The sequence below is a fragment of the Microcoleus sp. N9_B4 genome, from assembly GCF_036701635.1.
In the GTDB taxonomy this organism is placed as follows: Bacteria; Cyanobacteriota; Cyanobacteriia; order Cyanobacteriales; family Microcoleaceae; genus Microcoleus.
Genome location: NZ_JAUBRC010000005.1, coordinates 196,041 through 216,714, shown reverse-complemented (window position 1 = coordinate 216,714; position 20,674 = coordinate 196,041). Strand labels below are relative to the sequence as shown.

At 44.9% G+C, this 20,674-nt stretch carries 22 protein-coding genes; 14 read left to right on the top strand and 8 right to left on the bottom strand.

Annotated elements, in window-relative coordinates:
* Positions 1 to 87 precede the first annotated feature (87 nt).
* The 4 genes from QUA43_RS05535 to QUA43_RS05520 all read left to right on the top strand — a co-directional run bounded on the left by QUA43_RS05535 (position 88) and on the right by QUA43_RS05520 (position 2,279).
* A complete protein-coding gene (locus tag QUA43_RS05535) occupies positions 88 to 714 on the top strand; it encodes an ABC transporter permease (RefSeq protein ID WP_333371714.1) in 627 nt (208 codons plus the stop codon).
* Between the two features lie 381 nt (positions 715 to 1,095).
* Complete coding sequence (locus tag QUA43_RS05530; RefSeq protein ID WP_015176940.1) at positions 1,096 to 1,305, top strand: DUF2997 domain-containing protein; 210 nt, start codon at positions 1,096 to 1,098, stop codon at positions 1,303 to 1,305.
* Between the two features lie 39 nt (positions 1,306 to 1,344).
* Entirely contained in the window at positions 1,345 to 1,731 is a 387-nt protein-coding gene (locus tag QUA43_RS05525) for a DUF1257 domain-containing protein (protein ID WP_015176941.1), read from the top strand.
* A gap of 77 nt (positions 1,732 to 1,808) precedes the next feature.
* Positions 1,809 to 2,279, top strand: coding sequence for a ferredoxin (locus QUA43_RS05520; RefSeq protein ID WP_333371712.1), 471 nt, complete (start codon positions 1,809 to 1,811; stop codon positions 2,277 to 2,279).
* A 94-nt stretch (positions 2,280 to 2,373) separates the two neighbouring features.
* On the opposite strand, the gene QUA43_RS05515 is transcribed toward QUA43_RS05520, so the two are convergent.
* The 6 genes from QUA43_RS05515 to QUA43_RS05490 form a co-directional block, all read right to left on the bottom strand.
* The gene (locus tag QUA43_RS05515; protein WP_172189332.1) at positions 2,374 to 2,655 is read right to left on the bottom strand and encodes a YiaA/YiaB family inner membrane protein; all 282 of its coding nucleotides are present in this window, start codon (positions 2,653 to 2,655) and stop codon (positions 2,374 to 2,376) included.
* Between the two features lie 362 nt (positions 2,656 to 3,017).
* On the bottom strand, positions 3,018 to 4,097 hold the full coding sequence (locus QUA43_RS05510) for a hypothetical protein (protein WP_333371710.1): 1,080 nt from the start codon (positions 4,095 to 4,097) through the stop codon (positions 3,018 to 3,020).
* 76 nt (positions 4,098 to 4,173) lie between these two features.
* The gene (locus QUA43_RS05505) at positions 4,174 to 5,151 is read right to left on the bottom strand and encodes a hypothetical protein (RefSeq protein WP_333371708.1); all 978 of its coding nucleotides are present in this window, start codon (positions 5,149 to 5,151) and stop codon (positions 4,174 to 4,176) included.
* Positions 5,152 to 5,207: 56 nt separating this feature from the next.
* A complete protein-coding gene (locus QUA43_RS05500) occupies positions 5,208 to 5,576 on the bottom strand; it encodes a hypothetical protein (protein WP_333371706.1) in 369 nt (122 codons plus the stop codon).
* Positions 5,577 to 5,637: 61 nt separating this feature from the next.
* Entirely contained in the window at positions 5,638 to 6,342 is a 705-nt protein-coding gene (locus QUA43_RS05495; RefSeq protein WP_333371704.1) for a hypothetical protein, read from the bottom strand.
* A 142-nt stretch (positions 6,343 to 6,484) separates the two neighbouring features.
* Positions 6,485 to 6,751 carry a hypothetical protein gene (locus QUA43_RS05490; RefSeq protein WP_006634886.1) on the bottom strand — a complete coding sequence of 89 codons (267 nt, stop codon included), beginning with the start codon at positions 6,749 to 6,751 and terminating at the stop codon, positions 6,485 to 6,487.
* 254 nt (positions 6,752 to 7,005) lie between these two features.
* Between QUA43_RS05490 and QUA43_RS05485 the strand changes: the two genes are divergently transcribed.
* From QUA43_RS05485 to QUA43_RS05460, 6 genes are all read left to right on the top strand, one after another.
* On the top strand, positions 7,006 to 7,329 hold the full coding sequence (locus tag QUA43_RS05485; RefSeq protein ID WP_333159648.1) for a helix-turn-helix transcriptional regulator: 324 nt from the start codon (positions 7,006 to 7,008) through the stop codon (positions 7,327 to 7,329).
* Between the two features lie 15 nt (positions 7,330 to 7,344).
* On the top strand, positions 7,345 to 8,034 hold the full coding sequence (locus tag QUA43_RS05480; RefSeq protein ID WP_242716182.1) for an ImmA/IrrE family metallo-endopeptidase: 690 nt from the start codon (positions 7,345 to 7,347) through the stop codon (positions 8,032 to 8,034).
* A gap of 87 nt (positions 8,035 to 8,121) precedes the next feature.
* The gene (locus QUA43_RS05475; RefSeq protein ID WP_333371703.1) at positions 8,122 to 8,964 is read left to right on the top strand and encodes a YheC/YheD family protein; all 843 of its coding nucleotides are present in this window, start codon (positions 8,122 to 8,124) and stop codon (positions 8,962 to 8,964) included.
* Positions 8,965 to 9,025: 61 nt separating this feature from the next.
* The gene (locus QUA43_RS05470; protein WP_333371701.1) at positions 9,026 to 9,244 is read left to right on the top strand and encodes a hypothetical protein; all 219 of its coding nucleotides are present in this window, start codon (positions 9,026 to 9,028) and stop codon (positions 9,242 to 9,244) included.
* Entirely contained in the window at positions 9,234 to 9,638 is a 405-nt protein-coding gene (locus QUA43_RS05465; protein WP_333371699.1) for a type II toxin-antitoxin system RelE/ParE family toxin, read from the top strand. The genes QUA43_RS05470 and QUA43_RS05465 overlap by 11 nt, the downstream gene beginning before the upstream one ends.
* A gap of 17 nt (positions 9,639 to 9,655) precedes the next feature.
* Positions 9,656 to 9,883, top strand: a complete 228-nt coding sequence (locus QUA43_RS05460) for a hypothetical protein (RefSeq protein WP_333371698.1) — start codon at positions 9,656 to 9,658, stop codon at positions 9,881 to 9,883.
* A gap of 208 nt (positions 9,884 to 10,091) precedes the next feature.
* Here the strand turns inward: QUA43_RS05460 and argS are convergent, their stop codons facing one another.
* Entirely contained in the window at positions 10,092 to 11,849 is a 1,758-nt protein-coding gene (gene argS / locus QUA43_RS05455) for an arginine--tRNA ligase (RefSeq protein WP_333371696.1), read from the bottom strand.
* Between the two features lie 349 nt (positions 11,850 to 12,198).
* On the opposite strand from argS, the gene QUA43_RS05450 reads away from it, so the two are divergent.
* The 4 genes from QUA43_RS05450 (at position 12,199) to QUA43_RS05435 (ending at position 19,173) form a co-directional block, all read left to right on the top strand.
* Positions 12,199 to 12,594, top strand: a complete 396-nt coding sequence (locus QUA43_RS05450) for a hypothetical protein (RefSeq protein ID WP_333371694.1) — start codon at positions 12,199 to 12,201, stop codon at positions 12,592 to 12,594.
* Positions 12,595 to 13,445: 851 nt separating this feature from the next.
* Positions 13,446 to 14,837, top strand: a complete 1,392-nt coding sequence (locus QUA43_RS05445) for a malic enzyme-like NAD(P)-binding protein (RefSeq protein WP_333371692.1) — start codon at positions 13,446 to 13,448, stop codon at positions 14,835 to 14,837.
* Complete coding sequence (locus QUA43_RS05440) at positions 14,824 to 14,970, top strand: hypothetical protein (RefSeq protein ID WP_333371690.1); 147 nt, start codon at positions 14,824 to 14,826, stop codon at positions 14,968 to 14,970. The genes QUA43_RS05445 and QUA43_RS05440 overlap by 14 nt, the downstream gene beginning before the upstream one ends.
* A gap of 360 nt (positions 14,971 to 15,330) precedes the next feature.
* Positions 15,331 to 19,173: a PAS domain S-box protein gene (locus QUA43_RS05435; protein ID WP_333371688.1), complete on the top strand. Its 3,843-nt coding sequence runs from the start codon at positions 15,331 to 15,333 to the stop codon at positions 19,171 to 19,173.
* Between the two features lie 56 nt (positions 19,174 to 19,229).
* On the opposite strand, the gene QUA43_RS05430 is transcribed toward QUA43_RS05435, so the two are convergent.
* The gene (locus QUA43_RS05430) at positions 19,230 to 20,642 is read right to left on the bottom strand and encodes a cytochrome P450 (protein WP_333371686.1); all 1,413 of its coding nucleotides are present in this window, start codon (positions 20,640 to 20,642) and stop codon (positions 19,230 to 19,232) included.
* Positions 20,643 to 20,674: the final 32 nt, after the last annotated feature.

The window sequence follows — 20,674 nt, the reverse complement described above, 5'->3', positions numbered from 1 at the left end:
GGCAGGTTTTTTTTCATAATTGCTATATTCTACTTTCCAGTATCACACTTGTCAATACCCACCACCTGAATCCTTACGTTGGTGCGGGTGTGGCACGGATTGGGGATATCTTTACTCGTCAGCCTGGTTTCTGTGGGTGCGGGTTTAATTGTGGGAGCGGTTTTGGGGCTAGTGGCCGGCTATTTTCGGGGGTTTCTGGAAATTGCGATCGGCACTTTGGCGGATATTTTGTTAGCTTTTCCTTCTATTTTACTGGCGATCGGTGTTGTTACCGTCACCGGACCGAGCCTGCAAAGCGTAATTATCGCTGTCAGCCTCGTGCAAATTCCGATTTACATCCGTTTAACTCGCAGTATGGTGCTGTCTCTGCGGGAACAAGAATTTGTTTTGGCTGTTAAGGCCTTGGGCGCCAGCGACTTACGGATTATTTTTCGCCACATTTTGCCGGGAAGTCTCGCGCCTCTAGTTGTACAAGCAACTCTTTCGACTGGTACGGCGACACTAGAAGCTGCCGGTTTGGGTTTTTTGGGTTTGGGCGCACAGCCGCCGGTTCCTGAGTTGGGGACGATGCTTTCTGATGCTTTTAAGGGCGGCTACGCTCTTTCTTCTCCTTGGACTATTTTGTTTCCAGGTTTGCTGATTACCTTGACTGTTCTTGGTTTCAACCTTTTGGGGGATGGGCTGCGAGACGTTTTAGATCCCAGAGGGAATTAGAGGGGGAAGTGGGGGAATTTATACTGTTGCGTTTTGCCTTATGCCTTTTATCTTCTGCCTTCTTTCCTCTGCGTCCTCTGCGCCCTCTGCCGTTCATCCCCTCTTCCTTCTTCCTCCCTCTAAAATCTCAAATCTAAAATCTACATATATAGTGACTTGACTGCTGTCACAATCTACGCGAAACTTTACATACAACTGATGTATTGCTTCTACCTATTAATAAGTTCTGTTAAGTTGTGACTCAAAACCTATCAATTCGTCAAAATTGATATAGCGCTTTGTCAGTCAGCCAACTCTCAAGAAGCTACTTCAGGAGGCATCGTCCCTGGCTTGCTGGTGTCGGTGTCTGTTCTCAATATTCCTATTCAGTCAGCCCGCATTATGGAAACACTAGAGTTTGTGATCTATCCAGATGGCCGCGTACAGGAAACAGTCACCGGCATTGTCGGTGCTTCCTGTGCTGAGGTAACGGCTGCAATTGAAGCTCAGCTCGGCGTGGTGCTTCACCAAGAGTCAACATCTGAATATTTCACGCAAGCGCTGCATCAGTCAGCCGAAGCGACGGCCCAAGTGGCTTTTAGCGATTGGTAATTTTTTTGTTGAGTTCACTTAAATTTTTTTGGAACCACCATGTCACATTTTAGCCAAATTAAGACCCAGATCCGCAATTTGAATTCTTTGGAAGCTGCTTTAACTGACTTGGGTATCGACTGGAAGTCGGGCCCAACTGAGGTGCGTGGCTATCGCGGCCTAACCAGCACCGCTGAGGTCGTGATTGAGCAAAAAAACGGCTACGACGTAGGTTTTAGCTGGAACGGGACTGAGTATGAATTGGTGGCTGACTTGCAGTTTTGGCAGCAAGCTTGGTCTGTAGACCGTTTTCTGAATAAGGTGACTCAGCGCTACGCTTACCATACTGTGGTGAATGAAAGCGCTAAGCAGGGTTTCCAAGTTTCTGAGCAAAAGCAAAATCAAGACGGTTCGCTCCGCTTGGTGGTGCAACGCTGGTGCGCTTAGTAATTTTGCGAGATTTTTGCAATCTTGTTTCATCAAAGTCCGGCTGTGCGGACTTATTTACTATTGTGGGGGTCTAAATGTCTGAGCTTTCTGGACTCGGAATAGATACAGCAAGCGATCGCTCTGGTTTTGAGCCGGAGTTGGGAGGTTTTTTGCGGGATGCGCCCGATCGCTCTGGTTTTGAACCAGAATTGGGCGGTGTGTTGCGCCAAAAAGGTGTCTATGTTGATGAGATTACCTGTATTGGCTGCAAGCACTGTGCTCACGTTGCTCGCAATACTTTTTATATTGAACCGGATTACGGTCGATCGCGCGTAGTTCGACAAGACGGGGATTCTGAAGAGTTGATTGCTGAGGCGATCGACACTTGTCCGGTGAATTGCATTCACTGGGTTGATTACACCGAACTCAAGAATCTGGAAGAAGAACGCAAGGATCAGGTGATTCCTGTCGTTGGTTTTCCGGTGGATTTGGCGATGGTTCAGGCCAGTGTTCGCCAGCGACAAAAGAATAAGTTGCGCGATCGTAAGTTCAAAGGTAGCCATTGAAATCCCCAATTCCCATCCGCAGCTTGAAACCTGTGGATCGAACAACAAAAACAGCCCGCGCGGGCTGTTTTTTATATACATTGTATAATTAAATTTATTTGAGAGGATGGTGTTCAGCGAGAATTTTCTCAACTCTAGCTTCGTCGATTCTGGCAGTTAATGTTGTTGCCTCGTTGTTATCGCGAATGGTTTTTGCTAAAGTAAAAGACGAGCCGACAGAAAAAGTTAAACCCATACCCATAAAAGCTTTCTGCCAGGGGTCTACCTGTAAATAAATGATACCTACAGTAGTTGCGGAAAGGGCAACAATAAAAGAAACCCAGCACTGAAGTATCCAAGCATTAGTATCTTTTTGGCGTATGATTTGTTTCTGCATAGTGCCTCTAGATCAAATATATCTTTTGGTTGATTAACTTAAAGAATAGATAGCGTGAGTGAAGCGGTCAGGAGAGCAAGGGACAGTTTCGATAAGTGAACAGTGCGATCGAACTTTTTACTAAAAACTCTAACGCTGTAGATAGGATTTGAGGCTCAACAAAGACTCGCATCCAGTAGACAGTTTGAAAACTCCACTAAGGAAAGCCAGTTTTTTCTCAAAATAGCGTAAGGTGCGCCGAAGAGCACCTTACTTCTCCCAGTCGGCCTCCGCAGACTTCGTTTGACTCTCGACAGCGGTTGAAACCGCCGGGTCTTATCTAGTTCGTTTGTGTAGCCCCGGTTTCAACCGCCGAGTTTTATTTACTTATTTTTCTGCTGAGTCTTAGCTTGTTCGATCGCAATTTCCCTCACTGCTTGGAACGAATTCAAATTCGACGCACCTTCAATTGCTTTTACCGCCAAATCTTGCACCTGTTTCAAAGCAGAATCAAGTTGTTTCGACAAGCTAGCAAGGCGCGCATCTTGATTTTGAATTGTCTGCAACATCCCTTGAATTTGCAGTTCATAATTTTGCTTTTGCCCTTCGATATCTTTAGCCGACAAATCCGCCTTAATTTTAGCTTGATAATTGCCAATATTGCGGCCGTTATCTTTCCCGTTCTTGATATTAGCTTCCAGTTCTTTCGGGAAAGCTTCTACCTTCGCTTTCACCTCAGCATAAAGTTTTTCCCGTTCCGAAATAGATTTTTCGCGTTCCGCCCACTGTTTCTCCTGTTCTTGCTGAAACTCTTCGATTTCTTGATACAGCGTTTTCTGGCGCTGTTCATATTCTTCGATGTCCATATCTCGCTGAAGATTCAAATCATAATTATACAATTCTTCATCCCGATCGCGAGCTTTTTGCTGATTCTCATTGCGTTCTTTAACAGCCAACTTATGGACTTCCTGCTCTTTTTCCCACGCTTGCCGCCGTTCCAACAATTCCTGTTCAACCGTTTCGCGCTGTTCGCTGAGTTCGCCAGCAAAAGTTTTCGCGCTTTCTTCGTACTGTTGAATTAAATTGTCCAGCGTATCTTCTGCAACATCTTCTAAACTGTGCAACTCTTGCAGTTGTTGAATTTCCTCGCCCACAGTGCGCCGCAATTCTTCGACTTTAGCAGCTTCTGAAGTTAATTTTTCAGACAACTCGCTGACAGCGCCACCAAAGCTAAATTGCAGTAAGATTAAATTGTCGATTGTAGACTGCATTTTTTGTTGATTTTGAGTTAATGCCATGGGTTTCTTTGCCTCCACAATAGGTTTTTCTGGGGCGGTTGTTTGCTTTTGGGAAGCGTTTAGCTGTTGGATTTGTGATTCTAGCTGCGCTTTTTCTTGCGCTGCTTCCTTGTACGCTTCTAAGATTTCAGCCTTGGTGCTTTTGTCGCTAACTTTTTTGTTCATGACTTTTTATTTCTTAATAGCGTGGAAAATTTCTGTCATTTTTTTGTAAGGTGTGTATTGCACACCCTACTAGGTTTTAAGCTTTGCTGGCAAAAGCTTTCATTGCCAAATCTTGCGCTTGCTTCATAGTGGCTTGCAGTTGCGCGGAAATTTCGGCAATTTGTTCGGTTTGTCGCCCAATTGTCTGCTGTAGAGATTGGACTTTCAATTCATATCCTTGCTTGCTTCCTTCCCACTCTTTCTCCACTAAATCTGCCTTGACTTTAGCTTCGCGGGAAACTTCTTGAATTGCTTCTTCTTTGGCTTTGACATAAGCCTGTTTGAGTTCTTCTTCAAATCCGGCGGCTTTTCTTTGATTCTCTTCAAACTCCGCTTGATTATCGCTGAGGACTTTTTCCCGTTCCACCCAATTTTTTTCTTTTTCGCGGGTAGATTCTTGCAAATGCCGTTCTAGTTTGCGCTTCGTTTCTTCGTATTCGTCGGTTTCGATTTGGCGACTGCGCTGTAATTCGTATTGATAATCGGCTGTTTCTTCCTGGCGCTTTTTAGTTATGAGTGCAGTTTCTTCTTGAACTGCTGCATCAAATTCTTGCTGTTCTTTTTCCCAAATTTTGCGTTTTTGGGTCGTGTCTTTTTCGATAATTTCGCGTTGGTTAGCAGCGTTTTGTTCGAGCAGTGTCAATTTTTCTTGGTGCTCTTGAGTTAAAATGTGGAGGGCGTCTGCTACAACTCTGATTTGCTGCAAATCTTGCAATTGCTCGGCTTCTATTTCGATCGCGCGTTTTAATTCGTCTAATTTGGAAGATTCCGCCTTCAGTTTTTCCGAAAGTCCGCTGATGGTGCTGCCGAAATCTAATTGCAAGTCAGCCAAGCCTTTGACGATGCTGTCAATTGTGTAGGTGGAAGCGACTTCGAGGAGTTGTTTGTTTTTGGCTTTTTCGGCTGACTGTTCTTTGGTTTCGACTTTAGATTCGATCTTTTTTTGGTCTGCTAAAATCTGCTGAAAGTTTTGCAAAATTTGGGATTTGCTATCCTTGGCAGGTGCTAGTGTCATAATGCTTTTTTCTCCTGATTCTATTTTTTTGAGTCTTTTGAGTGACAAATTTTCAGTTATTCTAAGTCGCGGAGTTGGCTGAGAATAGCTTGGTATTTTCTGGCTGCGTCGGGTTTTTCTTCGGGATTGGCGCTGGCTAGAGTTCTGAGAATTTTCCAGCAGCGAGCGCACCGATTTCCTTCCCAGCAGCCGCACTCATCAATTATACTTAAAAGTGTGCCTTTTAGCAATTGATTTTCGGCTAACAAAGCTCGGTAATTCCGCTGGACTGATTCGGCTACTAAAGTCATGTGCTGGAAGTCTTCGGTGAGACTTTCGATGTCGTTAACTGCATCTGTCCGAATTTGGTCTAGCAGCTCAAGATTCTCTTTCAAACGACTTTCTTGCAGGTTTGGTTTGGTTTTCAGCTTGGTTAATTTCTTCATTTCACTCTGCGTTGTAACAGTTATGGTAAAGGCGCGAGTAAATCGCGCCTTTACAACAAAATTAGAACAAGTCAGCAGTTAATTGCTCTTCGGCTGGCGGTAGCGACATACTGCCGTTGGAATTCAAAGCAATAGCATCGCTTTCACCGCTAGCGTGAGCAGCCATCAAGCAGGCAACTTGCTGCGCCGGCAGGTTATCTAAACACACCATAGCTTTTGTTCCTTCTAAGTCAATCATCCGCGATTGATTGCTAGAATCTGACAAAACTGCTGCGGCTTGGTCGATAACCGCCCAATCTTTCCGCTCGTTCCAAGACCATTTCAAGCTGTAGTAGTTGATCGGTTTTACTACTCCGCTGTCGTCTGGTTTCTGACCGGAATGCTTGACAAATTCGGGAACAAAAATCCCGGTCGCAGGTTCTACGCCGCGAGATTGAACTGATGCTACCAAACGGTTAAAATCGTTCAAGCTGCGGTTTTTGATGTATGTCACCATGACAACTCCTTGCGGCAATTCTCCACTTTCTGCGACAAACCACAGTTGACCCCACAATGTGTGCGAAGTTTGACCTAAACTGCCGAAGAATTTGGAGAATTTGAGGATTGTCATGGAACACTTGGAACCGTAGTCTGTATCGCCGATCGCCCATTGGCCACTTTGGCAGTTATTGCGGACGGCGATCGGGATTTCTGGTACTAGCAAAGCATTGCTCGGTTTGGCACCAAATACTGAAAATGTAGGTCTTTCTTGTGTTTTAGTAGTCATTGTTCGTTTTTCCTTAGTTATTGATTTATGTTCTGACAATTAGGAATCGGTAATTGGGAATTGAGAACTCACAACAATCGAATTATTTTTCTTCCTTCTTCCTTCTTCCTTCTTCCTTCTTCCTTCTTCCTTTTTCCTTCCATTACCTAATGAGATGTGTTGTCGCTTTTGGTTCTGGATAGGTATACTCAAGCATCGCCTCTTGTTGAGCTTTGATAATCCGCAGCGCGGCGAGCAAATGCTCTAATGTTTCTAGGTGCGCTGGGGTGAAGTGGATGCTGAAGCCTTCGCCATCCCGCGCGTAGCCGGGACAAACCAGTGAGGCTGAGCTTTGTTCTTCGTGGGTGGCGATGTATAGCCAGTCATCGTCTTCGAGCTTGTAATGCGTGTCTGTCCAGGTTCTCAGCATTTGCGATCTGCTCCTCCTTATTTGCTGCGTACAAGCGTTTTGACGCCCAGCGCTTCTCACTCCTCTGAAGTTGACGACGCTATACGTAGCGTGTGAGCTAGGCTAATTTGCACCCTTAACCCTACCAGTCAGGCTCAGGTGGTTGATTAAACCGTCAACTAACCTCATGGTAGCGCGGGTTGATTTTCCCGTCAAGTATTTTGTTGAACTTTTCATCAAAACAGGCTAGAATGCTTGTCAGGAGGCGAAAAACCGTGGAACAAACATTTGGAAGACTGATCCGTCAAGCTCGCAAGGACAAAGCTTACTCACAACGTGAGCTAGCAGCTATGCTAAGTGTGGACTTTACTTATTTGTCGAAGTTGGAGAACGATCGAGCGGATTATGCGCCAAAAGAGGAGGTAATCCGATCGCTAGCGCGGAATCTAGACATAAACGAAGAGGAATTGATTTTCTTGGCGGGGAGGCTGCCACAGCAGTACGAAGCGCTGCTGAAGCAGAATCCGAAGGAAATGCAGGCTCTTTTCCGCCGGATGCAAGAAAATCCCGATTGGCTCAAACAGTCTTTTGAAGCGTAAGAGAGGCCCCTCATAGTGAGTATTTTTAAGCCGTATTGCTTCTATCCCAAAGAATCGATCGAGCGTTTGGCAAATGACATCTTGATGCAGATGCAGAAAACGCAAAATTTTGCTCCGAGATGGCCTTTTGATGCGACAACGGTTGCTGATTTTCTGGATTTGGGCGTAGTTTGGGAGTGCATTGAGCCGGATGAAGAAGGTGCGATCGCGGCGAGGATTTTGCCGCAGCAGCGGTTAATCGAAATCAACGAACAGATTCTCGAAAAACCGCCGGGGTTCATCGAATCGACGATCGCCCACGAAATCGGCCACTGGGTGCTGCACGTCAATCAAGACGAAGCAGACGGCACTGTGGAACAATTGGAATTAAACTTAGGGAATGAAGGAAAAACGGCGTCTGATGTCGAGGAACCGTTTGTTTGTCGGGGTGCGAGTGCTGATAATAAGGTTTTGTCGATCGAATGGCAAGCGCAATATTTTGCAAGCTGTTTGTTGATGCCTCGGTGTATTTTGGAGGAAAAAAGACAGGGACGCGATTTAACTAAGTGGTCGCATTTATACAAAATGAGAGATGAATTGGGAGTGAGCATTTCCAATTTAACCAACCGCTTGCAAGAATTCGATTGGATTTACATTCCCAAGGGAACGCGCGAGATTTATGCCGGGAAAGATGCGGCAAACGGGCAGCAGCGATTGTTTGGATAGAAGTGCGATAGAATTTGAGGTTTGAGATTGGGAAGCGATTCTCTAATCTCAAATCTTGAAAATTACTTTCTAATTAAGTTACATTTTATGCTAACCAATATTGAAATCCTGCTGGCAGCTTGTGAGGAATTACATATCCCTTACGAAATCCTGCATCCTTCCCAAAACTTGGTTAGACTCAAACAGGGCGGCGAAGAATATTATTTTGTCAATTACATGACGGCATTTAACAGCGCGTCAGTAGCAGAGATTTTTAAAGACAAAGAATATACCTATCAACTATTAAACGGCAAAATAAATACTCCCAGAACTTTCGGTTTTGTCTCGCCTCACTGCGAGGAGAAGTATAAAAAGTATTTGACTTTCCCAAATATTGAATCAATAGTTTTAGAAGTAAACAAAAATTTCGCTTTCCCGGTGATTCTCAAAAGAAATCGCGGTGCTGGTGGCAACAATGTTTTTTTATGTGAAAGTAGAGAGCAAATTAAAGCAGCCATAGAAATTATATTTAACGTCAACAGCAAAGATTATGACTATGTGGCGCTAGCTCAAGAATATATCGAAATTGCCCACGAATATCGGGCTGTATTCTGCAAAGAAAAGCTAGTTTTGCTGTACGAAAAAGACAAATCTCAGGCTAAATTTGCGGGGAATTTAAGCCCGCTGCACTGGGAAGGTGCAAAAGCCAAACATATAATTAACCCCACTCTCATGTCTGAGATTGAAGATTTTGTTAAACCTGTTTTTGCCGAAATGGCAATTAATTATGCTGGGTTTGACATAGCGCTAGATACAAAAGGAGCATATTGGTTGATTGAAATTAACTCAAGTCCTAATTACGATATTTTTGTCAGAGATAACGATCGCCAAATTGTGGTAAAAATGTTTCAAGGCATCTTGGATAGCTTGGTTGTTAACAAAAAGTCGTAAATGCTCTATTTTAGAGATGCGCTATAATTACTAAATCCAACTCTTAAAAAAAGTAACAGCAATGACAGCAAAAGTGTTAGAACTAGAGGGAACGTGGGAAGAAATTCTCGCCCAATCAGCCAAATTTGTCGGTCGCCGAGTTCGCGTTATTGTTCTTGCTAACGAAGATGAAGAGACACTCCCATCTCCAGAAGAGAGCTTTCGGCAAGCATGGCTGGAAATAAAGACCGGGAAAACTAGACCTGTATCGGAACTGTGGGAAGGTATTGATGCAGAGTAAATCTTCTTCAATTAAGGTGTACTTTGCCGATGAATTTAAGCGAAATTTACGCGCACTGTCCAAAAAGTACCGCCACATTCGCTCTGACGTTCAGCCGATTGTTGAACAACTTCAAGCGGGAGAATTGCCGGGAAATCGAATACCGGGAATTAATGATATTGTGTTTAAGGTGCGAGTCAAAAACACCGATATCAAAAAGGGCAAAAGTGCTGGCTATCGACTGATATATTACGTTCAGATGCCTACGGCAATCTTCTTGATGAGTATTTATGCAAAATCAGAACAAGTGGATATTTCAGCAGAACAAATTATACAAATTATCAGTCAGTTGAATGATGCCATTATTCCTGAAAAAATACAAGATGAAGATGCTAACCATCGCCCTGATGGTTAAAAATCAAAATCCAAACTATGACAACACAACTGCTAGAAATAGAGGGAACTTGGGAAGAAATTATCGCCCAATCAGCCAAATTTGCAGGCTACCGAGTTCGTGTTATTGTTCTTGCTGAGGAACCGCTGAAGTCAGCCGAAGAGTGTTTTCGTCAAGGATGGCACGAAGCAATGACAGGGCACACTTTACCGCTTTCTGAACTGTGGGAGGGAATTGATTTCGATGAATCTGTCGATCGGATATAATCATCGAAAACACGGCAACGGAGGACACGGCAGTGCCGTGTCCCTACCCCAAAATAATCACGATCGCTCAATGAGAGATGTAAACATCGCCAGATTAATTGTAGGGAAACGGCACTGCCGTGTCCTGATTTCGGGTAAGATCGTTTCCGGCTGCATAGGTATTGTTCAAGACTTTGGAAGGACTAAAGTCCTCACTACAAACCTTAGATTACATCCTTTCTAACACCTTAATCCCCAACAACTCCAAACCCAACTTCAAAGTCCTCGCCGTCAAATCGCACAAAATCAACCGCGAAGTCCGCAACGGTTCCTCAGCTTTCAAAACCGGACATTGCTCAAAAAATTGATTGAACTTTTGACTCAATTCAAACAAATACTGACAAATTCGATTCGGCAACAAATCGCCGCCAACAGCATTCACAACTTCATTCAACTGCAATAAATGCTTTGCCAATACCAACTCGGCATCAGACTGCAAAATCACTTTCGCATCAGCATCTAAGTTATCAAAATTAATCTCACCTTTGCGGCGAATTCCCTGCACGCGCACGTAAGCATACAGCATATAAGGAGCAGTATTTCCTTGCAAAGCTAGCATCTTGTCGTAACTGAAAATATAGTTGCTGGCGCGATTTTGACTTAAATCGGCATACTTAACGGCACTCAAACCAACTGTTCGAGATACGTTAGCAATAAATTCTTCAGTTTCCTGTCTTTCCTCGGCTTTTAATCTGTCTTCTAAATCTTGGCGCGTGCGGACGATCGCCTCATCTAACAAATCTTGCAGCCGCACCGTTTCCCCAGAACGAGTTTTGAGTTTTTTGCCATCTTCTCCCAATACCAAACCGAAGGGAATGTGGACAATTTCGACATCTTCGGGAATCCAACCGGCTTTTCGCGCAACTGCAAATACTTGGGCAAAATGGTTTGCTTGTCCAGAATCCGTGACATAAATTAAGCGCTTTGCATTGTCTTTTTGGATGCGGTAGCGCACTGCTGCTAAGTCGGTGGTGGCGTAATTGTAGCCGCCGTCGGTTTTCTGCACGATTAGCGGCAGTGGTTCGCCTTCTTTGTTGGTGAAACCGTCTACAAAAACGCATTTCGCGCCGTCACTTTCTACTAGCAAACCTAGAGTGGTTAAATCTTCGACTACTGCGGGCAATAATGGATTGTAAAACGATTCGCCGCGTTCGGTTAATTTGATATCGAGCAAGTCGTAGATTACTTGGAATTCGCGGCGCGATTGATCGCACAGCAATTTCCAAGCGCGGCGGGTGTCTTCTGCGCCTGCTTGCAGTTTTACTACTTCTTGGCGGGCGGTTTCTTTGAAGGTTTCGTCTGTGTCAAAGCGCTGTTTTGCTTGGCGGTAAAATGCGACTAAATCGCCTAAGTCTAGGGCGTCAGCGGTTGTGAGGGCTTCGGGGTGAACTTCGCGCAAGTATGCGATCAGCATTCCGAATTGGGTGCCCCAGTCGCCGATGTGGTTGATTCTGAGTACGTCGTGGCCTTGAAATTCGAGGGTGCGGGCGATCGCATCTCCGATGATTGTCGATCGCAAATGTCCGACGTGCATTTCTTTGGCTATATTCGGACTCGAAAAGTCGATCGCGATTGTCTGAGGCGTTTTCGCCGGTTCAATCCCCAAACGCGAGTCTGCCGCGATCGCACTAATTTGCGCTTCCAAATAAGCCGGTTTCAGCTTCAAATTGATAAAACCGGGCCCGGCGATTTCTGGGGTTTCGCAGATGTCAGTAATATCTAGGTTTTCGATGATTGTCGAGGCGATCGCCCGCGGCGGCTTTCCTAACTTTTTCCCCAAACTCATCGCCGCGTTGCACTGAAAGTCCCCAAAGTTGGGATTGCTGGCGGCGGCTAGCATCGGATCTGCACCTGCATAACTTTCGCCGAATGCAGCGGTGAATGCTTTTTCAAATTTTGCTTTTAACTGTTGAGCGATCGAGTTCATGTTTAATATTTTGATTGGATGTTTATTTTTAACTCTAGATTAATGACTTTTTGCCAATAATACTCTTACTACTTAGGTAATTTCCCTCTGGTTCTCTTCCTCTCGTCCTCTCCTCCTCTCCTCACCTACTAGGAAATTTTGTACTTAGCTTTGAGCTGGTGATGCGATCAAAAGCACTGACCGTAATAGCACAGAGTACATTTTATCACAGTTGCGATCGCTACACAAATTAAAAATTATCACATCTAGTCAATGATCTCGATCGCTAAATCATTTTGTTAAATCGCTTACATTAAGGTATGTTAAAATTTTTTCAATGCTCCCAAAAATCCTACGAAAGGAAGTAGTTATGTTATCTCAACCTATTTTTGGCGATCGCTCTCTGACAATCGCCTTTTATCAAGCAGTAATCGCTCGCTTCTACGACGGTTTCAGTCTCTCCACCCAAGCACTATTGCGAGAGTGTACCCTTGGCTTCGCTCCTTGTCCCGATGGAGTCAAAACCTTTTTCATCATCGCGCCGAGTCTCGATGCAGCAGAGCAACTAATGGAAAAAATGGACAGTATTTTAGAGCGAGTTGCCGAACTCATGGCTGGAGTCGGACAAGTTGCCCTGTGCATAGTTCCCCCCGGCAGCGAAACAGAGCAACCGGTAGATCTGCAAGACTTAGAAAAAGTTCCCCCAGATTGTCTGGCTTGCAAATTCTTTACAATTATATGGGCCGATGCTGCGGCCGATCGGTAAAATTGACAGTTAGCAACCAGCAAATCAACAGGGTTCGGCCCAAGCTGTGCCAGTGTCGGCGCGGGGTAGATTGTCTGTTAGTTACAGCCCCTGGAATTATCGGGCAAAGCGTGCAGGTAATTTAGAGCGTTTGCAAGGTTGCACTCACAATCTTTGGCAAGTGTTAAACCAGACAAAATAGATATCAAAGGCCAGCTTGTCAGTCGCTCAGATTTTCACCTGCCGGCTCAAACAGCCGTGCATCTACTTTTTACATTCCCCATAAAGGCCACCAAAAAGCCGCATCAACTCTCCTGGGTGTCTCGCTTCAAAAGACAGCCGCAGGAATTAGGCGGTATCGCTAGAAAATAGATTTTTGCGAAATATCTGCTGATGTTCAGAATAAGCAGAAATATTCTCAAAAACAGATAAGAGTTCCGCAGGTTCACCTCAGAAACCCGGTTTTTACCCCCGCGCTTCATATTCGCGGTTCGCGGGGAAATTGACAGAAAATAGGCTGTTTGTGGGAGAGTCAATCGATTTTAGATTTGAGATTTGAGATTTTAGATTGACCCCACGGATAAATGCGGGGGCTTGAGGATTTTGGATTTTGGATTTTGGATTGATTCCACGGATAAATCACGTGGCGGGTACCATCAAGAAATTCCTGGTCACCAGCTAGAAACAGAGCAAAGCTTTACTCAAAAAAAGATTATTTTTCCAGCCACACCCCTGGCAGTGCAGAGCGATCGTACCACAAGCTCATAGAATTTGTTAAAAATTTCAGTTGAAAATTTAAATTATTAAATTTTATGCCTAACATTGGGGATAAAATCTAAGATTGAAATTCTTAAATCTGAAATCAAGGAATCATGGTAAAACTGACACCGAACCCCAGCTTTAGTTTAACAATTCGGGTTGCTCTGCCGAACCGGCCGGGAATGCTGGCAAGCGTCACCAGCGCGATCGCATCTGTCGGCGGCAACTTCGGCCAAATCGACTTGATCGAGCAAACCCGCGCCACTACCGTTCGCGATATCACCGTCGATGCTTACAGCCTCGAGCACAATGAAGAAATAGTGCAAGCAGTGAAAGGACTACCAGATATCAAAGTGATCGAGGTGTACGATCGCACTTTCAACTTGCACCGTGGCGGAAAAATCAGCGTAGTTAGCAAAATTTCCCTCAAACGCCAGTCAGATTTGGCAATGGCATACACCCCGGGAGTCGGCCGCATCTGCACGGCGATCGCCAATGACCCGCAACAAGTTTATAACCTCACAATCAAACAAAATACTGTTGCCATTGTTACCGACGGTAGCGCAGTTTTGGGACTGGGAAACCTCGGCCCTGCCGCCGCACTGCCAGTCATGGAAGGCAAAGCCATGCTATTTAAAGAATTTGCAGGGATTGACGCCTTTCCTATCTGTTTGAATACCCAAGATACCGAGGAAATTATTCGCACAGTGCAGAATATCGCCCCGGTTTTTGGCGGCGTTAATCTCGAAGATATTTCTTCTCCCCGCTGCTTTGAAATCGAAGCAAGATTGCGGGAAACCTTAGATATTCCGATTTTTCACGACGACCAGCACGGCACTGCGATTGTTAGTTTGGCAGCATTAATTAATGCCTTGAAAATTGTCAAAAAAACCATCGCAGAAGTGTGTATCGTGATTAACGGAGCCGGTGCGGCCGGAGTTGCGATCGCCCGCTTGCTGCGTAAAGCAGGTGCCCAAAACATCATCATGTGCGACTCCAAAGGCGTTCTCTCCGAAGACCGCACGGATATGAACCCAGAAAAACTAGAATTTGCCGTCGCTTCGAGCGGTACTTTGGAAGATGCGATCGCCGGTGCCGATGTATTTTTAGGCGTCAGCGCCCCAGGCGTGCTCACCCGATCCATGGTGCGTTCGATGGCCGAAAATCCCATTGTTTTTGCCATGGCAAATCCCATTCCCGAAATTCAGCCAGAATTAATTATGGAAGATGCCGCGATCATAGCAACCGGACGCAGCGATTACCCCAATCAAATTAACAATGTTTTGGCATTTCCGGGGATATTTCGAGGTGCTTTGGACTGCAAAGCTGCCACGATTACGCCCACTATGTATTTGGAAGCAGCTTATGCGATCGCCTCTTTAGTCAGTCCTTCACAGCTTGACAAAGAGCACATTATACCGTCTGTTTTTGACGAAAGAGTTGCCATTGCTGTCGCCGGTGCAGTGCAGTTGGCAGCCCGATCCGAAGGTATTGCCCGCGATTAATAGAAGGAAGAAGTTCGGCAACGGATTCTGTAACGGATGTAACGGATGTAACGGATGTCAGTCCGAAGGAAGAAGGAAGAAGGAAGAAGGAAGAAGGAAGAACTTTGAAGGGAAGATACCATGTATAAATTAATGGTCTTTGTACCTGTTTTGTACTTCTTATTTTGTGATTTTGCGGGTTTCTTCTCATTCCCTCTTTCCTCCTCCCCGTTGATTATTACTCACTTTTGTTTCCCCATCGTGTCTTTTTCCTCAACATCCATCCGTTAAATCCCGATCGCGTGATCGTTGCCGAACTTCCCTCGAACCTCGAACCTCCAATCTCTTCCTTCTTCCCTCCAAGCTCAGCATCTATCCGTTACATTTGTTAAATCCCGATCGCGTGATCGTTGCCGAACTTCCTTCTTCCCTCTTTTTTAATTAAGGATAAAACTCACAGCAATAAACAAGATAATAAAGATATAATTAAATAAACCAAGTCCAGCTAGGTCAGATGCAAAGCCAGTTAGGAAAAGCCAAGCGCGATCGCTCCCGTCGTCAATTGTTAGAACTCAGCCCTATCGGGCTGGCATTGTGCCGGGCGGACGGGACTTTTCTCGACGTAAATCCAGCTTTTGCAAGTATTATCGGCCGCACAGTTGCAGAAACTCTCCACCTCAACTACTGGGAAATTCAGCAAACACAGTGCCCGCGCCCAGAAAAATATCTAGAATGTCAAGCAAAAAATAGCCACACGCACCTGTGCGAAGCAGCATACAAACATAAGAACCAGCATCTCGTACCCGTGCTAGTTTCTGAGCGGGCAATTGAAACAGAGGGACAGTGCGCGATTTGGCTAAGTGTTGAAGAAATATTTAATAATCGGGATCAAAATAGCGCTCCCCTGGAATCAACGCCGCCGCAAAGCAATTCACATCTAGAAAAATTGCTTGCAAAGCAGACTGCCGAACTGGAAAAAACTCAGAAATTACTCGAAGAAAAAATCGCCGAACTGGAAGAAACTCAGGAAAAATTACGTCTACAAAGTCAAATTATCGACCAAATTCACGAGGCTGTAATTGCTACAGATATGGACGGCTCGATCACCCTTTGGAATCAAGCCTGCCAAAACTTATACGGCTATCAAGCAACTGAGGCTATCGGACAGCACGTTTCTTTAATTTACCCGCCAGAACAGCACGAATTTTTATTAGAGCAAGTCATCAAACCGCTACAAGAAAAAGGCGAACATGAAATAGAAGTTATCACACGTCATAAATCGGGAGAACAATTTTTCTCGCACCTGATGCTTTCGCTATTGAAAGATCATAGGGGAGAAGTTGTCGGGATGATGGGTTCTTTAACAGATCTCAGCCCTTGCAAAGCTTTAGAACAAGAATTAGCACAAAGACAAGCACTATTTGATGCCTTTTTGAAGGAGGCGCCGGCGGGAATTTGCATTTTGGACTCCCAACTGCGGTACGTGCAAATTAATCAATTTCTAGCAGAAATAAATTGCTTGAGTCCAGCAGAACACATTGGCAAGACTGTACGAGAAATATTGCCAAATATCGCTCCAATAATAGAGCCTTTGTACGAACAAATTTTGAGGACGAAACAACCCTTAATTAATATCGAGATGAGTGGTGACAATCCAAGAAATCCGGGGTTTGTCCGACACCTGACCGGATCTTATTTTCCCCTGCTCGACAAAGATGGCGAAGCCATCGGCATCGGTGCAGTCATAATTGATATTACCGATCGCAAACAAGCAGAAGCTGCGCTGCAAAAAAGCGAACAGCTTTACCGCACTATGGCAAGCAACTTTCCGAACGGCGCGGTGATGTTGTTCGATCCAGAACTGCGCTACACGCTGGTAGAAGGTACAGAATTAGCAGCAGTGGGGCTTTCCAAACAATTGATGGAAGGCAAGACAATCTGGGAAGTATTCGAGCCAGATGTTTGCGCTGATCTTGAGCCAACTTATCGGGCGGCACTGGCAGGAGAAACAGTTGTTACAGAAATTTTTTACAGCGATCGCGTTTACCTCGGTTATGCTTTGCCACTCAGAAACGAACGGCAAGAAATTATCGGCGGATTGCTAATGACTCAAAACATTACGGCTCGCCAATTAGCAGAAGAAGCGCTCAAGGAAAGCGAGGAAAAATACAGGTGTATTGTCGAGACAGCGGACGAAGGAATTTGGATCATAGATGCGGAGGGTAAAACTACTTTTGTCAACAAAAAAATGGCCGATCTGCTCTGCTGCACCCCAGAGGAAATGATCGGGGAGTCGCTATTTGCTTTTATGGATGCAGAAGGAATGGCGATCGCACAAGTCAATCTCCACCGCCGCCGTGAAGGAATTAGCGAACAGCACGATTTTAAGTTCCTTCGCCGAGACGGCAGGGACTTGTGGGCGATGGTTTCTACTAATTCCTTGGCCGACAAACAGGGACGCTATGTGGGTGCTTTGGCAATGGTTGCAGACATTACCGATCGCAAGCAAACAGAAGCCGCATTGCAGCAGTCGGAAGCCAAATTTCGATCGCTCTACGAATTAACCAGTTTGCCTGTTTTTATGCTATGTGACAATGCCATCACCGATGCCAACACAGCCACCCTAAAACTATTCGGCTGCACCGCAGCGCAACAGTTGTACGGCCAAAACCCTGGCAAACTCTCGCCTCCTTTCCAACCCAACGGCAAAGATTCTTTGAGCTTGGTTAACGAAATCATGGATATCGCCTTTGAGCGGGGAAACCACCGTTTTGATTGGGTTCACCGGCGTTTAGACGGTACTGATTTTCCCGCAGAAGTCGTGCTGACAATCATCGAGGTTGGAAATGAAAAAATCATCCAAGCAGTGCTCCAAGATTTAACGGATCGCAAACTGGCCGAAGAAACTTTAGTGCGATCGGAACACGCGCTCAGACAACAAGCTCAGCGAGAATTACTGCTCAATCAAATTGCCAACCAAATCCGCACTTCTTTAGATTTAGACACAATTTTAGCAACCGCAGTTCAAGAAATTCGCAATCTGATGCACCTAGATTGGTGCATCTTCACTTGGTATCGCCCCAACAACAATCCTCCGGTTTGGGACGTAACTTTTGAAGCCAAGAATGCAGATTTGCCGAGTATTCTCGGCACTTATCTTATAGACGACAAATCTTGTTTCCCTGTGCGACAGATTTTGCGGCGAGAAATTCTGCGAATTGATGATGTCAGCACTTTTGAAGATGTAGAATTTCGCGCACTTTTCCAGTCTTCAAAATTTAACTCAGTGCTGTCGCTGCCAATTCATACTGCTGCCGGCGATATTGGGGTGATTACCTGCTATCAGGCTATGTCCGTGCGAAATTGGAGTGACTCGGAAGTCGAACTAATGCAAGCGGTAGTCGCTCAAATTGCGATCGCGATCGACCACGCCGAACTCTACACCCAAACCCGCACAGCGGCCCGATTAGCTCAATCTCAAACTCAACAGCTAGAAGAAACTTTGCGCGAACTCCAACGTACCCAAACTCAATTAATTCAAAGTGAAAAAATGTCAAGTTTGGGACAGTTAGTAGCAGGTGTTGCCCACGAAATTAACAACCCAGTTAATTTTATCTACGGCAATCTTAGCTACACCAGCGAATACACTCAAAAATTGCTAAAAATTCTGCAACTTTACCAGAAGGAATACCCGCAGCCTAGCGCAAGAATTGTAGATGCCAGGGAAGACTTTGAAATTGATTATCTTATTGAAGATTTACCGAAAATTTTAGCATCTATGAAAGTCGGAGCCGATCGCATCCGCGACATAGTTTTGAGCCTGCGGACTTTCTCAAGACTTGACGAAGCCGAAAAGAAACAAGTTGACATTCACGAAGGCATTGAAAGCACGCTGCTGATTTTGCAAAACCGCCTGAAACATAAAGCTGACCACCCGACAATTAATGTGATTAAAGAATACGGTGATTTGCCTTTAGTTGAATGTTATCCAGGTCAGTTAAATCAAGTATTTATGAATTTGTTGAGCAATGCGCTAGACGCATTGGAAATGGAGATGAAGAAATCCGAGCGCACCGCCAAAAATCTCGCAATTACGATTCGCACCCAAGTAACCGACAATAACAGCGTTGCCATCTGGATAGCTGACAGCGGCCCTGGGATGAGCGAAGATGTGCAAAAGCGTTTGTTTGACCCGTTTTTTACTACTAAACCCATTGGCAAAGGCACTGGCTTAGGATTGGCGATTTCGCACTCTATTATAGTAGAAAAACACGGCGGTAAGCTTTCTTGCAATTCTGTAGTGGGAGAAGGTTCCGAATTTGCGATCGAGATTCCTCTGCAGCAAAAAATAAATTAAAACCCATTGCATTGGTATCATATCATCTCCGCTCGATCCACCGGATTTGATAGGATTCAAATCCGGCCCTTTACCACCAGACGCACACCACCAGCGGGTGCCATTGTCAAACCCCGGCGTACTGGCAAAACCGGACGATTTTCTGCAAGTTCTAAAGAATATCGTGACAGCACTTTCGCCAATACTAATTTCATTTCAAACATGGCAAATGCCGCCCCAATACAGCGGCGGTTCCCTCCCCCAAACGGCAAATATTCGTAAGGCGAAAATTGACGTTCGAGAAAACGTTCTGGTTTAAAGCGCTTAGGTTCCGGGTAAATATCAGAACGATGGTGAACCAAATAAATACAGAGAGAAAGTATCATTCCTTTGGGAATATTATAACCCATTAACTGCATTGGAGCTTGCAGAAGGCGCGGAAATGTAAAAAATAGGATCGGATAAATCCGCAGCGTTTCGCAACATACAGCATTCAAATACGGGAGTTTAGTTATTTCCGCCGGATCGCAATTTTCGACATCAATAGAATTGAGTTCTTGGAGCAGTTTTTCACGGACTTCTGGGATGTAGTGAATCCAATACAAAGCCCAGGCTAAAGCTGTGGATGTAGTTTCGTGTCCTGCGAATAACATTGTCATTAATTCATCCCGCAATTCAACGTCGCTCATCGGCTGTCCTGCTTCGTCACTAGCTGAAATTAACAAGCTCAGGATGTCTTCTCCCAATGGTTCAGACTGAGTTTTGCGTGAAGCGAAGCTATCCCGCAGGGAATCGCGAATTTCTTGATAAAGCAGTTCATCTAAACGCTGTCTTTTTTGCATAAATCCTCCCCAAGGACTCCAAGCACCTAAATCTTTTTGCAACGAATTGATAAACAGAAAGGTAGCGCTTAAGGGATTGCTAAAAAAATTTAACATTTTAACAATAAGTTGCTGGATTTGCTGGTAGCGTTCTCCTTCGCTCAGCCCGAAAACCGCGTGCAAAATTACTTCCAAGGAAATTTCCTGCATAGTTGATTGCGCGATTACCGAGTTACCAGGAGTCCAATTCTTAATTACTTTTTCGGTGGTATTGCGGATGATTTGTCCGTAAGCTTTCATGCGTTCACCATGAAAAGGTGGCATTAAAAGTTTGCGCTGCTGCAAATGTCGATCGCCATCTAATAAAAATAACGAATTGGAGCCTACTAAAGGTAGCGCTATCTGGTTTCCCGTACCGGATTCAAAGAGTTGGGAATCGGATGTAAAAATTTCTTGAATAGCTTGAGGATTGCTAATAATTACTTGCGGCGGAAAGTTGCTGAATTTGCTGGTAAAAAGGTCGCCGTAGCGTTGATAATTACTATCTAAATAATACAGAGGATTTAAAATTCCCCGCACTGTCTGAACAAATCTAGCGTCTTGAGGGCCGTCTAGCAATTTGTTGGTAGCATGATTTTGAGAGTGAGAGTTTTCTGTGGGGATAGTCATTTGTTTTTCTCCTAGTTTTAGGGTTTCACAGG

Coding starts and splice junctions, on each gene's coding strand:
- QUA43_RS05515 (WP_172189332.1), bottom strand. CDS start 2,655: ATGCAGAAACAAATCATACGCCAAAAAGATACTAATGCTTGGATACTT.
- QUA43_RS05510 (WP_333371710.1), bottom strand. CDS start 4,097: ATGAACAAAAAAGTTAGCGACAAAAGCACCAAGGCTGAAATCTTAGAA.
- QUA43_RS05475 (WP_333371703.1), top strand. CDS start 8,122: ATGCTAACCAATATTGAAATCCTGCTGGCAGCTTGTGAGGAATTACAT.
- QUA43_RS05435 (WP_333371688.1), top strand. CDS start 15,331: ATGCAAAGCCAGTTAGGAAAAGCCAAGCGCGATCGCTCCCGTCGTCAA.
- argS (WP_333371696.1), bottom strand. CDS start 11,849: ATGAACTCGATCGCTCAACAGTTAAAAGCAAAATTTGAAAAAGCATTC.
- QUA43_RS05450 (WP_333371694.1), top strand. CDS start 12,199: ATGTTATCTCAACCTATTTTTGGCGATCGCTCTCTGACAATCGCCTTT.
- QUA43_RS05520 (WP_333371712.1), top strand. CDS start 1,809: ATGTCTGAGCTTTCTGGACTCGGAATAGATACAGCAAGCGATCGCTCT.
- QUA43_RS05430 (WP_333371686.1), bottom strand. CDS start 20,642: ATGACTATCCCCACAGAAAACTCTCACTCTCAAAATCATGCTACCAAC.
- QUA43_RS05530 (WP_015176940.1), top strand. CDS start 1,096: ATGGAAACACTAGAGTTTGTGATCTATCCAGATGGCCGCGTACAGGAA.
- QUA43_RS05490 (WP_006634886.1), bottom strand. CDS start 6,751: ATGCTGAGAACCTGGACAGACACGCATTACAAGCTCGAAGACGATGAC.
- QUA43_RS05445 (WP_333371692.1), top strand. CDS start 13,446: ATGGTAAAACTGACACCGAACCCCAGCTTTAGTTTAACAATTCGGGTT.
- QUA43_RS05470 (WP_333371701.1), top strand. CDS start 9,026: ATGACAGCAAAAGTGTTAGAACTAGAGGGAACGTGGGAAGAAATTCTC.
- QUA43_RS05505 (WP_333371708.1), bottom strand. CDS start 5,151: ATGACACTAGCACCTGCCAAGGATAGCAAATCCCAAATTTTGCAAAAC.
- QUA43_RS05525 (WP_015176941.1), top strand. CDS start 1,345: ATGTCACATTTTAGCCAAATTAAGACCCAGATCCGCAATTTGAATTCT.
- QUA43_RS05500 (WP_333371706.1), bottom strand. CDS start 5,576: ATGAAGAAATTAACCAAGCTGAAAACCAAACCAAACCTGCAAGAAAGT.
- QUA43_RS05460 (WP_333371698.1), top strand. CDS start 9,656: ATGACAACACAACTGCTAGAAATAGAGGGAACTTGGGAAGAAATTATC.
- QUA43_RS05495 (WP_333371704.1), bottom strand. CDS start 6,342: ATGACTACTAAAACACAAGAAAGACCTACATTTTCAGTATTTGGTGCC.
- QUA43_RS05465 (WP_333371699.1), top strand. CDS start 9,234: ATGCAGAGTAAATCTTCTTCAATTAAGGTGTACTTTGCCGATGAATTT.